18 protein-coding genes are annotated in these 13,993 nt (G+C 42.7%); 14 read left to right on the top strand and 4 right to left on the bottom strand.

Annotated elements, in window-relative coordinates:
• Positions 1-26: 26 nt before the first annotated feature.
• From AC570H_RS19085 to AC570H_RS19135, 11 genes are all read left to right on the top strand, one after another.
• Positions 27-647 carry an anthranilate synthase component II gene (locus AC570H_RS19085; RefSeq protein WP_497357807.1) on the top strand — a complete coding sequence of 207 codons (621 nt, stop codon included), beginning with the start codon at positions 27-29 and terminating at the stop codon, positions 645-647.
• A 10-nt stretch (positions 648-657) separates the two neighbouring features.
• Positions 658-1,473, top strand: coding sequence for an indole-3-glycerol phosphate synthase TrpC (trpC, locus tag AC570H_RS19090; protein ID WP_497357809.1), 816 nt, complete (start codon positions 658-660; stop codon positions 1,471-1,473).
• Between the two features lie 103 nt (positions 1,474-1,576).
• Positions 1,577-1,975, top strand: coding sequence for a hypothetical protein (locus AC570H_RS19095; protein ID WP_497357811.1), 399 nt, complete (start codon positions 1,577-1,579; stop codon positions 1,973-1,975).
• 203 nt (positions 1,976-2,178) lie between these two features.
• Positions 2,179-2,613, top strand: a complete 435-nt coding sequence (locus tag AC570H_RS19100; protein ID WP_497357813.1) for a hypothetical protein — start codon at positions 2,179-2,181, stop codon at positions 2,611-2,613.
• 317 nt (positions 2,614-2,930) lie between these two features.
• Positions 2,931-4,124, top strand: coding sequence for a GTPase HflX (gene hflX, locus AC570H_RS19105; RefSeq protein WP_497357815.1), 1,194 nt, complete (start codon positions 2,931-2,933; stop codon positions 4,122-4,124).
• 20 nt (positions 4,125-4,144) lie between these two features.
• Positions 4,145-5,260 (top strand): alginate lyase family protein, encoded by a 1,116-nt coding sequence (locus AC570H_RS19110; RefSeq protein WP_497357817.1) that lies wholly within the window; start codon positions 4,145-4,147, stop codon positions 5,258-5,260.
• Between the two features lie 36 nt (positions 5,261-5,296).
• Positions 5,297-5,683, top strand: a complete 387-nt coding sequence (gene rbfA / locus AC570H_RS19115) for a 30S ribosome-binding factor RbfA (RefSeq protein ID WP_497357819.1) — start codon at positions 5,297-5,299, stop codon at positions 5,681-5,683.
• On the top strand, positions 5,658-6,311 hold the full coding sequence (trhA, locus tag AC570H_RS19120) for a PAQR family membrane homeostasis protein TrhA (protein WP_497357821.1): 654 nt from the start codon (positions 5,658-5,660) through the stop codon (positions 6,309-6,311). Before rbfA ends, trhA begins: the two co-directional genes overlap by 26 nt.
• A 38-nt stretch (positions 6,312-6,349) precedes the next feature.
• Positions 6,350-7,048: a peptidoglycan DD-metalloendopeptidase family protein gene (locus AC570H_RS19125; RefSeq protein WP_497357823.1), complete on the top strand. Its 699-nt coding sequence runs from the start codon at positions 6,350-6,352 to the stop codon at positions 7,046-7,048.
• 17 nt (positions 7,049-7,065) lie between these two features.
• Positions 7,066-7,719 carry an energy transducer TonB gene (locus AC570H_RS19130; protein ID WP_497357825.1) on the top strand — a complete coding sequence of 218 codons (654 nt, stop codon included), beginning with the start codon at positions 7,066-7,068 and terminating at the stop codon, positions 7,717-7,719.
• Between the two features lie 2 nt (positions 7,720-7,721).
• Entirely contained in the window at positions 7,722-8,123 is a 402-nt protein-coding gene (locus AC570H_RS19135) for a hypothetical protein (protein ID WP_497357827.1), read from the top strand.
• On the opposite strand, the gene AC570H_RS19140 is transcribed toward AC570H_RS19135, so the two are convergent.
• On the bottom strand, positions 8,089-8,970 hold the full coding sequence (locus tag AC570H_RS19140) for a diacylglycerol/lipid kinase family protein (protein ID WP_497357830.1): 882 nt from the start codon (positions 8,968-8,970) through the stop codon (positions 8,089-8,091). The two genes, AC570H_RS19135 and AC570H_RS19140, sit on opposite strands and share 35 nt — an antisense overlap.
• Positions 8,971-9,025: 55 nt before the next feature.
• Here AC570H_RS19140 and AC570H_RS19145 point away from each other — a divergent pair, with 55 nt between their 5' ends.
• Both AC570H_RS19145 and AC570H_RS19150 read left to right on the top strand, forming a co-directional pair.
• Positions 9,026-10,003, top strand: a complete 978-nt coding sequence (locus AC570H_RS19145) for an App1 family protein phosphatidate phosphatase (RefSeq protein WP_497357832.1) — start codon at positions 9,026-9,028, stop codon at positions 10,001-10,003.
• A 41-nt stretch (positions 10,004-10,044) separates the two neighbouring features.
• Positions 10,045-10,443, top strand: a complete 399-nt coding sequence (locus AC570H_RS19150; protein WP_497357834.1) for an META domain-containing protein — start codon at positions 10,045-10,047, stop codon at positions 10,441-10,443.
• Here the strand turns inward: AC570H_RS19150 and AC570H_RS19155 are convergent, their stop codons facing one another.
• A complete protein-coding gene (locus AC570H_RS19155) occupies positions 10,444-10,812 on the bottom strand; it encodes a YccF domain-containing protein (RefSeq protein ID WP_497357836.1) in 369 nt (122 codons plus the stop codon).
• A 120-nt stretch (positions 10,813-10,932) separates the two neighbouring features.
• On the opposite strand from AC570H_RS19155, the gene AC570H_RS19160 reads away from it, so the two are divergent.
• Positions 10,933-11,286, top strand: a complete 354-nt coding sequence (locus tag AC570H_RS19160; protein ID WP_497357838.1) for a hypothetical protein — start codon at positions 10,933-10,935, stop codon at positions 11,284-11,286.
• Here AC570H_RS19160 and AC570H_RS19165 read toward each other — a convergent pair.
• Both AC570H_RS19165 and AC570H_RS19170 read right to left on the bottom strand, forming a co-directional pair.
• Positions 11,283-12,482, bottom strand: coding sequence for a DUF1501 domain-containing protein (locus tag AC570H_RS19165; protein ID WP_497357840.1), 1,200 nt, complete (start codon positions 12,480-12,482; stop codon positions 11,283-11,285). The two genes, AC570H_RS19160 and AC570H_RS19165, sit on opposite strands and share 4 nt — an antisense overlap.
• A 69-nt stretch (positions 12,483-12,551) precedes the next feature.
• Entirely contained in the window at positions 12,552-13,982 is a 1,431-nt protein-coding gene (locus AC570H_RS19170; RefSeq protein WP_497357842.1) for a DUF1800 domain-containing protein, read from the bottom strand.
• Between the last annotated feature and the right edge of the window lie 11 nt (positions 13,983-13,993).

The following is a 13,993-nucleotide window of genomic DNA, read 5'->3' on the forward strand; positions in this document are numbered from 1 at the left end:
GAATTACGATTTACGATTAAGAAGAAATGGAAGATAATAAATCCTCTTTGGGAGGCAAAAAGGTACTGGTAATTGACAATTACGATAGTTTCACCTATAACCTGGTACACCTGATTAACGAATTGGGCTTTGAGGCAGAAGTATGGAGAAATGATAAGTTTGAGCTGGCCTATGTTGAAAAATACGATAAGATTTTGCTTTCGCCGGGGCCAGGGATACCCGAAGAAGCAGGCCTTTTGCTAGATGTGATTAAGACTTATGCATCGAGCAAAAGCATTATGGGCGTTTGTTTGGGGCAGCAGGCCATTGCCGAAGCCTTTGGGGGCAGTTTGCTGAACTTGGGCAGACCGATGCATGGCATTGCTACGCCGGTAACGGTTTTAGACGAGAATGAACTGTTATTTAAGGATTGTCCGGCACAGGTTGAAGTGGGCCGTTACCACTCTTGGGTAGTTAATCCTGCCGATCTGCCTTCGGTGCTGCAGGTAACCGCGATAGATGCCGATCAGCAGATTATGGCCCTGCGCCACCGCGAGTATGATGTTTGTGGCGTGCAGTTTCATCCAGAAAGCGTGCTCACACCAGATGGCAAACAAATAATGAAAAACTGGTTAACCACCCCAGCCCTTAAAGAGGCTAACTTATAACAGAAAAAACATGGGAAAATCAAACTCCCCTTCAGGGGCTGAGGGCAACATACTCGATAAAATTGTGCTCCGCAAAAAAGAAGAAGTGGCCTTGGCCAAAAGCCAAGTAAGCATAAAAGAGCTAGAGGCCTATCCACACTTTGGCAGGGAGCCTTTGGTATTTAAAGACTTCCTTTTGGATGCCCAGCGAACAGGCATCATTGCCGAATTTAAACGCAGGTCGCCATCAAAGGGCTTGATTAACGGAACTGCCGATGTAGCTGTGGTAACCCAGGCCTACAACGAGGCAGGTGCATCGGCTTTGTCGGTTTTAACCGATACCGATTTTTTTGGAGGTAAGGCTGAAGATTTGCAGCAGGCAAGGGCCGTTAACCAGATTCCCATCCTGCGCAAGGATTTCATGATAGATGAATATCAAATCTTAGAAGCCAAGGCCTGGGGTGCAGATATCATTTTGTTGATTGCTTCAATTTTAAGTCCTCAGGAAGTAGTGTCCTTAGGCAGTTTTGCCCAAAGCTTAGGCCTCAATGTTTTGCTTGAGGTGCACAACCTGCAAGAGCTGGAGGCGAGCATTTGTCCCAATGTAAATGCCATTGGCGTAAATAACCGTAATTTGGGCGATTTCACAGTAGATATTCAGACTTCTTTCGATTTGGTTAAGCATATCCCTGATGAGTTTTTGAAGATTTCTGAAAGTGCCATTAGCCATCAGCAAACCATTAAAGATTTAAAAAGTGTAGGGTATAATGGATTTTTGATAGGGGAGAACTTCATGAAAACCGAAGACCCTGGTGAAGCAATTTTAGAGTTTGTAAAGGATTTATAGCCTGTAGTTTAGGGGGTGAAAAGCAAGTAATATGGCGTTTTCAGCTATGCTAATGGCATAATGTTTGTTTTTGGAAGGCCATTACTCACTAAAAACTGATATAATGAAAAACTTTAAAAAAGTAGTGTTGGCTGTATTGCCCTTAATGGCCTTGATGATTTTGGCCTCATGTAGCAAAAAAGATGATGAAGCTCCAGCTGGAACCCACAAAGTGGTATTTAAAGCAGAAACTTCTTCAGATGCCAGCATTTCGACTGCACTCTTCACCAATGCTTCGGGCGATGTAACTACCAACACTTCGGTAAACAGCAAAACGTTTACCAGTGCCGAGCTTATTATCCCTTCATCTGTGTTGGTCATTAATTTCGGTGCAAATGGATCGGGTGCAAGTGCTAACTCTAGCCTAAAGGTACAGATTTGGGTAGATGGCAAGCTGGTTAAAGAAAACACAGGTACAGGCACGGTGCTGTCTGCTACTACGAGCTATACTTTCGGCAAATAAAAAGTATTAAAGAACAAAAGAGCCCGACTTAAATAGTCGGGCTCTTTTGTTTAGGGTGGTTTTCATAATTAAAATCTTTGACAAAAGATGCGCAATAGTTGTCAATTTGCGCGTTTTTCGGATGTTAGAATACTGGTTTTCCATTATAGCTTTCTATAAGCCGTAGGCCTAACTTTGCTCTGTCAAATAAAAATTATACTACTATGAAAAATTTAAAGCAGCTATTGTATATAGCATTACCACTAATGGTTTTAACCATATTGAGCGCGTGTAGCAAAAAGAAAGATACTCCTCCTTCAGGAAATGCGGATGAAGCTGCCGCTGGCAGGGTGGTAGGTACTTACAAAGGAACATTAGATGTATCTGGCGTAGACCAGGATTACTTTAACGCAGTTCTTATTGTTACAAAAGAAAGTGGCAATAAGGTGAAAATTACTGCTAAATCTGGTGAACCCTACTCGAATGTTACAGTTAAAGTTGTTGCTATTAGAGCCATTTCAGGTTCTGACGATGCTACAGTTAGCGGTGATCCAGCTGGTTCGATAGTTTATAAGCACTCGGAAAAAACAGCGCGGATATTCACTAATGCTACAGCAGCGGGAGATATAGTTTATAGCTTTAATGGGACAAAGCAATAAAAAGTACCCATACGAGTTTACCTATTCTTTTCACTAAAATACAGTTAATTGATTAAAAGGGTCGTCTTGAAAAAGCGGCCCTTTTTTGTATTGATAGTTGGCCCCGGTCAACAATTTCTGTTTTTTGCACCAAGCCTTGTTAGCTAAACCCGATGGCAGCGGACACGAGTAAAGCGAACAGCGGGGCTGCATTTGCGACGGAGTACTGAACATACATTTCCAAATAGCTCTTCTAAAAAATAAAACTTTAAGCCCCAAACGAAGTTTTATAGGTGCAAAATGAAACGAGCATAGATTTCGTATCTTTGCAGCATACAATGGGAAAACAGAAATATTACGATACTGCCCTTAAACAAGAACGAGCCGTTCTGGTAGGGGTAATTATGCCGGGCGAAAAGCCCGAACAAACCAAAGAATACTTGGAAGAGCTGGCCTTTTTGGTTGATACCGCTGGCGGAAAAGTAGAAACGGTTTTTACGCAGCGCATGAGCAAGCCAGACCGCGCCACTTTTGTAGGCACCGGAAAGCTGGAAGAAATACAGGCCTATGTAAAGGCCGAGGAAATTGATATGGTAGTGTTCGACGACGAGCTTTCGCCATCGCAGCTGCGCAATATTGAGCGCGAACTACAAGTAAAAATTCTTGACAGGAGCAACCTGATCTTGGATATTTTTGCAGGCAGGGCACAAACGGCGCAAGCCAAAACCCAGGTAGAATTGGCACAGCTACAATATTTGTTGCCACGATTAACCCGCTTATGGACCCACTTGGAACGCCAAAAAGGGGGGATCGGGATGCGTGGTCCGGGAGAGACCCAGATAGAGAGCGATAGGCGGATGATTTTAGAAAAGATCTCCCTGCTCAAAGAGCGCCTCAAGCTGATCGATCGCCAGAACGAAACCCAGCGCAAAAACCGTGGCCAACTGATCCGTGTGGCATTGGTAGGCTATACCAACGTGGGTAAATCTACCATCATGAACATGCTTTCGAAATCGGATGTGTTTGCAGAAAACAAGCTTTTCGCCACTTTGGACACAACTGTTAGAAAGGTAGTAATCGAAAACCTGCCTTTCCTGCTTTCGGATACTGTTGGTTTCATCAGGAAATTGCCTCACCATTTGGTAGAATGCTTTAAATCGACCTTAGACGAGGTGCGTGAAGCCGATATTTTAGTGCATGTAGTTGACGTGTCGCATCCAAACTTTGAAGACCAGATTCATACCGTAAACGAAACGCTGAACGATTTGGGCGCAAGGGATAAAGATACCATCATGGTGTTTAACAAAATAGATGCTTATGTAACCCCAGAAAGCGACAGGCAGGAAGAAGAGGAGCAGGCGCCATTAACCTTGGCCGATTTCAAAAAAAGCTGGATGGCGCAGCACAATGCACCTGCCATTTTTATTTCGGCAACGCGAAAAGAAAACGTAGAAGAATTTAAGCAGCTGCTGTACGATAAGGTGAAAGCCTTGCATACCACACGCTATCCATACGATAAATTGTTGTATTAAGAACCAAATTTCAAGCTGTGATGAAGAAACTGCTGCTGCTTTGCGTTTTCGCAAGCTTTATCTCGATAGCCCAAGCTCAAATCGTAAGTTTAAACAAAGCAGAGCTAACTAAATTAACGCAGCTGGTCCAAACAGATGCCGAAGTAGAGGTGCTTTGGAACGGCTTGTTGAAAACAGCAGATGAAGCTTTAACCGCAACACCAAATCCGGCAGATACCATTTTGAGCGAAGGAATTTTGCAGGGCGACCCACGTAAAACAAGAACCTGGAAAAGCCTCGAAGACATGCAAAAGGTTTATGCATTGGCCTTCGCCTACAAAATAACCACAAAACAAGATTATCTGCAAAAGGCAGATGAGTTTTTGTTGGCTTGGGCTACACGTAACCAGCCGATGGGCAATCCGATTAACGATACCAATTTAGACCGCATTATTTTTGCCTACGATTTGCTGAAAAAGGACCTGCCCGATAAGTCCGTCAAGATGATAAACAAATGGCTTCAACAAGTAGCAGCCGAAGAGCTTAAAACCTACAATAAAGCGGTGGCTAAAGGTAAAGGAATCGCGCATATTAACAATTGGCATTCGCACCGCATTAAAGAAATGGCCGAAATTGCATGGACAATTGAAGATGGACATCTGAAAAACTGGGTAAGGGAAAAATACAAGCAGCAAATAGCCGATAACCTCAAACCCGATGGCAGCAGTTTGGATTTTCACGAACGCGATGCCCTGCATTACCATATTTATGATGTAGATCCATTGCTGGTGACGGCTACCATTTTAAATAGAGATAGTCAGTTGGGCGAAAACCCCTATACCTACCAATCTGCAGGTGGCAATTCGTTAAAAGTGGCTGTAAACTGGCTGGTGCCTTATTTTACCGGTGAGCAAACCCACGCCGAGTTTGTCAATTCAAAGGCAGCTTTTGACAAAAAGAGGGCGCAGAATGGAGAAAAAGGTTATATTGCAGGAACACCATTTAAACCGGCAGAAGCAAGAACGAGTATTGCCCTGGCCAGCTATTTTGAGCCTCAGCTGCTAAAAGTATATCAGCAAGAAGGCAAAACCAGTTCACGTTTCCCCAACTGGCAGTTCGTTCTCAACGAATTGAAACAAAATGGGGACAAGAAATAGCCAAGGCGCTAGCCGTTGGCCATAGAATTTGAGATTATGGAAAGTAAAAGACAACAGAAGTTTGCAGGATTATTACAAGAAGAATTGGCCTCGATTTTTCAGCGCGAAGGTGCCGCTTATCTGCCCAATACATTAGTAACCATTACCAAAGTTAGGGTTTCGCCAGATTTGGCCGTAGCCAAAGTATATTTAAGCTTTTTAAATACCAACAATACCAGTTTATCTGTTGCCACTGTAAATGCCCATGCTGGCGAAATCAGGTACAAGCTGGGTTCGCGTATCCGCCACCAGGCAAGGGTTATTCCAACGCTTTCATTCTTTGTTGACGATACCAACGAGTACGTAGAGCACATGGACAAAATTTTCGATAAAATAGCCAAGGAACGAAAAGATACCGATGAGCCCAACGATGCAGACCAATAGGTATATCAGAGAACCAGGAAATTTTATTACCCACGTAGTTCCGGCCATTTTGGCCATACCAGCCCTTTATTTATTGTTGCAGGCCGCGCAAACCTATTTTGCCTATACAGCCGCCTATGTTTATGGCATTGGCATTTTGGTATTGTTCAGCGTAAGCGCCACTTACCATAGCCTGCCCAAAACCGAGTATGGCATCCGCTTTTGGCAAAAGTTTGACCATTGCTGCATCTATTTGATGATTGCCGGTTCTTTTACGCCAACGGCATTGCTGGTGTTTGATGGCTGGATCCGCTGGCTATTATTTGGTCTGGTGTGGACCATCGCACTCATTGGCTGTTTGCTCAAGATTTTTAATCGGCTAAAAAATCAAGCGGTTTCTACGGGGCTTTACATTGCCATGGGCTGCCTTATTATTCCATTCATTGCAAAAATGATCGAAACCCTGCCTGTAGTAGCCCTGGTATGGCTCTTTTTGGGAGGTGTTTTTTATGTGGGTGGTACTTATTTTTATGCCAAAGACAAGCCTCTTTACAAATACTTTCATACCCACGAAGTATGGCACCTTTTTGTAAATTTTGGTGCCTTATCGCATTTTGTCTATAATTACGTTTATGTTTTTAAAGGCTGATAAAAGCCTAGATTAATCCGCTGCTTTAAGAAAATAAAATGCCCCAGTTTAACGAACTTATAGAAAAACATATAGGCCTGATTGGCAAAGTAGTAGATTTTGATCCAGTTGCCGATCGGCTCTTGCCTTTTGATTTTACAGCCAATAACACCGAACTGGATTTGGCTACCTTAACCGATACCAAGCGTTTTTCTGCTTGGGTAGCACAAAAATTGATCGAGAAAAAAGCCCGTTATGGCATTGGTGGCTATAATGAACACCGTACCATTTACAGCAGAAGCAAGCATTTTGATCAAGGCCAAGAACCAAGGCGATTGCATCTGGGCATCGATATTTGGGGACCGGTAGGCACACCCATCTATAATTTCTCCAATGCTACGGTACACAGCTTTCAGTTTAACAACCATTTTGGCGATTATGGCGCAACCATTATCCTGCAGTATCAGTTTTGCGAGTTTAAGTTTTATGCCTTGTATGGACATTTGGATTTAGCTTCGCTCCAAGACCTGCACGAAGGCATGCTGATACCAAAAGGCAAGGTTTTTGCACATTTTGGCGCAGCTGCAGAAAATGGATATTGGCCTCCACACCTGCATATGCAACTGATGCTCGATATGCAAGACATGAAGGGAGACTATCCAGGGGTTTGCCAATTCTCTAATCGCGAGCTGTATTTGCAGAACTGTCCAGACCCGGCCATAATTTTAAAACAGACTTTTGCATCGGCTTTGCCATAAAATGCGTAAATTTAAGTATGCGAAGGATCATCACCCTCTTCTTGCTTTTTATTTCGGTCTGTGCCTGGGCGCAGCAACCGAGCCTAAAGGGTGGTTTGGCTGCTTTTATCAAAAAGAATATCATTTATCCTGCCTACTCTTTGCACAATTGTATTCAGGGCACCGTAAATGTAGGCTTTAAGCTCAATGAAAAGGGCGAAGTTTATTACACCACGCTCAGTAAAGCCATTGGTATCGATCTTGATGACGAGGCGATAAGACTGGTGCGCATGAGCAGCGGCAAATGGACAGTTCCCTCCAGCCATGATACCACTGCCCTGCTGATAGTACCGGTTAATTTTACATTAGATGGTTATGATTGCAGACAAATGAGTGCCAACGAAATTGCCTTGGCCGTTAAGGCCTATAAAGACGATCAGGAACTGACCAATGTGGTGCTCAACTTTTACCGCAACAAGGAAAAGGGTAACTATAAACCTGAAGACCTGCCCAAAATCATGCGGATCAAGAGCGAGCTAGAAATAGACGATGATTACTTAAAAAGCAGGGTAGAGGCTGGCCTTAAAAAATACAAACAGGGCGATAAACTCGGTGCCTGCGAAGAATTCAATTTTGTTAAACACATGGGGTCCAAAATGGCCGATGAACAACTGGCCAAATACTGTAAATAAAAATGCGTCTACTTTTCCGTTCTTTTGCCTTTCTCGATCTGGTTTCTTTGGTTTTTTTAGGGATGCAGCTTTGGCAAATAGCTACCCATTTAAACGAATTGCCTGATCAGCTTTCTGTTAAAATCTCTTCCATTTTAATGTTTCCGATGTTTGTGCTGGTGTTGATTGGTGCCATTGGACAAGCGCTCTTAAAGAAATACGGCTTTATTCTTTATTATATCCAATTTCCTTTTAGGCTATATTTATGGGTGTTCTCCATAGGCTTTATCACCCTATTTCCAGAAGCTTTGGGCTATTATGGCGATCAATGGTTCGGAATCCTCTTAAAGGTTTGCATGATGTTCGAGTTCATTAGGCTTTATCTGACCATTAGAGCTCATGTGAAGCTGAAACAACCACATTGATGGCCTGAGGAACAATTTTGGCCTTCAACGCGTTTATTTTGCCTAAATATTCGCCGTCTACCTGAAAGTGTACCTTGTGTTTAGTCGTGATTCGGAGTTTGTCTGTCTGAAAGCTCTCTATCTTTTTCGGATCAAATGGTTTTTTGGTCATCCATATTTTCAGGATTTCCATTACTGCGTATTCTTTCACTAAAATTACTTCAAAAAGTTCGTCGTCAAGTTTTCCATCTGGATTGATCTCCAGCCCCGTTCCATATTGTTTGGCATTGGCAATAGCCACCATCGCTGCTTTTTCGCGAATGGTTTTTCCGCCAATGGAAAACTCCACATCCATTTTGCGGTGGTTCCAAAAGGCATGCCATAGGGCTTTGGCATAAGTACGCATACCACGTTCGGGCAATTCATCGAATTTTTTAACCAAATAGGCATTAAAGCCAATATCTGCCAAATGGATGCAAAGCTCATCGTTAATCAGAATGGCATGGATCTGTTTCGGCTTTCCCGATACGGTTAATTCCAGGGCTTCTTCTATTGCCAGGGGAATGCCCAATTCTTTAGCCATGCCATTGGCCGAACCTGCCGGAATGATGCCAATAGGCGTTTTGCTACCTAATAAACAGGTGGCTACCAGCTTTAAGGTTCCATCACCCCCTACCGCAATTACCCGATCGGCCTGGGCTTTCTCGATAAATGCCTTTAATTCTTTAATGGCACAGTCTTTTGGCAATTCATAAAGCTCGGCTTTTTCTGGCCTGTCTTTAAAGAAAGAAGAAATGGCTGCTGAAAAATCAGTGGTTCCATGCCCAGAACCTGGATTGATGATAAATAGGATTTTTTTTGTTTTCACGTAGCTTTAATTTGATGCGCATACAAAACAACTGGAGCCTGTGCATGTTTTAAATATGATGAACAATAGCATGAGCGTAAAAATATACCATGGTTATGGGCACACCCACAATTTGGTGCTGTATGGTCATGTATTCAAGTTTAAGGCCAAAACGAAGCAGGGCTTTAGCCGCAATTTTTTGGTGAATATGGTTCACCTGCTCAAGCTGTTTATCGTAAAGCCCTATCCTTTTGCCAAGGTGAGATTGAATTTTAACGGGCAGGTAATCCATCAGAAAGCGGCCTATGATGGTTTTTTCAAGTTCGAATGGCAGGCTCAGGAAGATGTTCCGGCCGGATGGCATTTGGTAAGGGTTGATGCCATAGATGATGCAGGCCAAGTGCTGGCAACAGCCGAAGGAAAGATTTTTGTGCCCCACATTACCCAATATGCCTTTGTTTCCGATATCGACGACACGGTAATGGTATCGCACTCGGCAAAAATAGGCAGAAGATTAAAAGAGCTTTTTACCCGAAATCCGCGCACGCGCAAAACTTTTCCAATGGCGCAAACACATTACCAGCTGTTGGCCAATGCCCATACCGAAGCTACGCAGCCCAATCCTTTCTTTTACGTGTCGAGCAGCGAATGGAACTTGTACGATTACCTGTTGGAGACTTTTCGATTTAACAAACTGCCTGAGGGCGCATTTTTGCTTAACCAATTAAAAAGATGGAAAAGCTTATTCAAAACCGGAAAAACCGGACATGAAGGCAAGCTGTTAAGGGTAATGCGCATTATCGATGTATTTCCACAGCAACAATTCGTTTTTTTTGGCGACAACTCGCAACAAGATCCAGCTATTTACCATGCCATTGCCCAAAGGTATCCCCAAAATGTGGCTGCGGTTTACATCAGAAATGTAAGGGCCAAAAAGCAGGAAGAAACCATAAGGCTGTTAAAGGAATTGGAGCAGAACAAAATTCAAACCTGCCTTTTTAAGCACAGCGAAGAAGCCATCAGCCACTCAAAAAAAATCGGATTAATTGCTTAGCAAGCAAATGCTGCCTATCTTTAAAAACCCTATTCAAAATTATGAAAAATTTATTCTTTGGCTTGTTCTTGATCTTCATCTTCCAGGCCTGTACTCCAAAAATGCAAACAGCTAATTTGTTGAATAAGACATGGATATTACGCAATTGGCCCGAAAAATCTATACCAGCCAAAGCATATGCAAGCTTAAGATTTGATACAGAAAATAGCGTAAGTGGTAAGTCATTCTGCAACGGCTTTGGTGGAAAAGTAACGATCAAAGGCGATTCGGTAAAGTTTGACCAGCTGATTGGTACCATGATGTATTGCGAAGAAGTTGGACAAGCTGAAAATAACTTCCTCAACGATTTAAAAAGTGCCAACACCTTAAAAGCAAGTGGAGAAAAGCTGCAGCTCTTAAAAGACGGTACGGTATTGCTGGTATTTACTCCCGCCAAATAGCTAGTTGATCGATTTGCCAAAGGGCGAAAAAGCCAGGCTCATTAACTTGAAGTGTTGCATTCCGAAAGGGATGCCTACAATGGTTATGCACAATAATATCCCAAATAACAAATGGGTCAATACAATGCTGATGCCTCCTGTTAACAACCAAATGATGTTCATAATGGTAGACAGGCAGCCTACGTTGTAAGAACTGTTGGTGATCTTTACACCGAAAGGCGCCAAGCCAACAATGGCAAACTTGAAACACTGGATGCCAAAGGGAATGCCCACTATGGTAAGGCAGAGGATCAGCCCTCCAAAAATATACTCGAAAAAGATAAATAGTCCACCGAAAATAATCCAGATAATATTGCCAATAAAATTCATGCCTTGCTCTTTTTAGTAAGAGCAATATTAGGTACGAATGTTACAGCTAATTAACTCCATGTTCATATTGAAACAGTAAAATTGTGTATTTTAGGGTACACACAAACAACCAGTAAGAACATGAAAAAGCTAACTTTTTTAATGGCAATTGCCATTGGCTTGGCCTTTAATGCCCAAGCTCAAAACGTTAAAGGCGTAAAGCTCACCGACATCAAAACACCTTACATCGAACTCCGAGAAATCCGAAAGGTTTTTAGCGACAAGCGATGGGTAAAACTAGATTACGGCCAAAAGATTTGGGAAGAAGAAGATGCTTATATCAAAGACGACAAAGGCATCGAACTGGAATATAATTCGGTACTCGACTGTGTAAATAAAATGAAGGATTTCGGCTACGAACTTTTACAGGTTTATATCCGCGTTTACGAAAATTCTAGCGATAGGATTTATGTGCTAAAAAGAACAGCAAACTAGATAAAATCCAAAGTTTGGAATTTTTTGGTCAAAATCTGCTGATTGCTTACATCCAGCCATTTGTCTAAAATAGTTCCATATACTTCTCTAAAATCGACCTGGTATTTAAGATCGCCATTATCTAGATCAGTTAAGTTCGGGGCATCGTTATAGATGCCCTGTTTTTTTAGTCGGCCACCAAACAAGAAAACATTATTTGCCGTACCATGATCAGTACCATTGCTGGCATTCTGTTCTACCCTGCGGCCAAATTCCGAAAAGGTAATCACCAAAGTATCGTTCAGCTTGTCGTGCTGTTTCAGGTCGTTCAAAAAGGCAGCCATGCCTTCGCTGTATTGCTTAAACAAGTTGCCTTGTTGCTGCAGCTGGTTTACATGCGTATCGAAACCGCTCAGCGAAACATAATAAACCTTGGTTTTTAATCCTGAAGAAATAAACCTCGAAACGGTTTTCAATTGATTGGCAAAGCCAGAATTCGGATAGGTAGCCTTGCTCTCGTAAATTTTAGAAGTTTGTTGGATGTAATTGGCAGATGACGAAGTTTCGACCATGGTTTTGTATAAATAACCCAAATTGTCTTCATCCAAATGATCCTTGCTGCTGTTAACCATTTGCTTAAAAAAGGCTTCATTGGTATTTCTGAACAAGGTATTCGGATCTTTTAAAGCGATTCCTTTTTTAGAGTTTCCTTTTAAAGCTAGCGACAAGCTGTCATCTACCTCAATAGCCGTGTAGGGAAATTTGCAGGTTTCGCAGTTCGAATCGAGGTAACGGCCAATCCACCCGGTAGAAAGAAACTGGTTGCTGTCGCTTCCGGTTTGCCAAATATCCATCGAGCGGAAATGCGAACGATCTGGGTTAGGGTAGCCTACATCATTAATGATGGTCATCCAACCTTGATCGTAAATCTCTCTTAAAGCACCCAAATTCGGATTAAGCCCCTGCATATCGTTTAGCTTGATCACTTCTTCTGGCTTAATGGCGATGCTTTTTCTTTTTTGGTAGTAAATATCGTTGCCCAAAGGGATGACAGTATTCAATCCGTCGTTGCCACCAGAAAGTTGTACCACCACTAAATTTTTGTATGGGCTCAGCTCATCTAAAGCCAAAGCTTCGAATGGTTTCATAAACACCGGTACAAACAAACTTCCGGCAGCCGCAAAGGCAGAATTCTTTAAAAAATCTCTTCTTTTCATCTTCTTAGGTCTAATGGTTTATGGTCCATTCAATCATTCAAAACTCATTCCTTCAACATTTGCCACTAGCTAGCAGAGCTGATACTCCGGCAAACTGGTTACTTCTATGGCTGTACTTTTCAAGCCTTGGTTATTGGCCACCATATCGGTGATTTTTTGGTTGAGGGTGGGCTGCAACAGGAATTTGGCCAAATCAAGTGGCTTTGTTCCTTTGGGCAAGGTGCCTAAAAACTTGGCCCAATCGCTCTGCGCATCTACATACGATTTAGGCTTTGGCTTGGCATTGGCAGGTTTGTTTAAGGCAATAACCGCTTCGTCTTCTGGATCGGCCTTGCCGCTAAAATCAATTTGTCCGTCATTCAAAACCAGTGATGGAATCTTCATTCGCAACATCAGCGAAGAACTGTCTATCCAATTCTTGCCCCCTGGCCAGCCCGCTACATTGGGCGGATTAAATAAATATTGTCCCAAGCTGCTTTGCAGCTGAATTAAAACCTGTGGCTTATTGTAGGTAACATAAAACTCCCGACTTAAGCCTACCAAGAATTCGGCCGGCGATTTGATCTTGGTGCCCACATTTGGAGCAGCATAAAACCAATCGGCAGTGAACATTTTTTTCAACACGGCCGAAATATCGTATTTGCTGGCATAGAAATGATCGGCCAATTCTTTGACATGCGCTTCATTTGGCGTTTCGTTAACCAAAAATATATAAAGCTTTCTGGAGATAAAAACCGCAGTCTTCGGGTTTTCCAAAATCATATCGATAATGGATTCGCCATCAAAATTTCCGGTCTTGCCAAAAAAGGTTTTGTTGCCCTCGTCGTGAAAGGCTGGCCTTAATTGAAAAGCACCATTTTTATCGTAGGTCCAGCCCGTAAACGCACGTGCCGATTCTTTAATGTCTTGTTCAGTATAATTGCCGATGCCCAAGGTAAATAGCTCCATCAGCTCTCTCGCAAAATTCTCATTCGGACGGCCTTTTCGGTTCTGCTGATTGTTCAAATACTGTAGCATGGCTGGCGACTTGGAAACTTCGATCAGCAATGTCCTGAAGCTGCCTAGTGCGTATTGCCTCTGTATATTATTCAGCTGCTGGGCAAACATGGGGTTGTTAGAGCGGCAGGCGAAATGTCCATGCCAAAACAAGGTTATTTTCTCGCGCAAGGAAGCATTGGTACTCATCATGCGCATGAGCCAATCTATATTGAGCGAACGGCTGCGTTCATTCTGTATCTTGGTAATTTCCTGTCTTTTGTCTTTTTCTTCCTGGGTCAGTTCTTTTTTGGCACCCAGGGCCGATTGGAGTTCCATTTGTTGCCTTACCTCGTTAGGGTCAACGCTTTTCAGTTCTTCGAAGGTTGCAGAATCCTTAAAAAGCTGCTCTACTACTTTCGTCAGGTTTTTGCGGCTCAGATCCTGCAGTTTAGGGTAGGAGATTCCGAATGCGCCACGGCTATATAAATGCTTAACACTGTTGAAATTATCTTTTTTCTCCACGGGATGAATTT

It is taken from the genome of Pedobacter sp. B4419 (genome assembly GCF_059693725.1).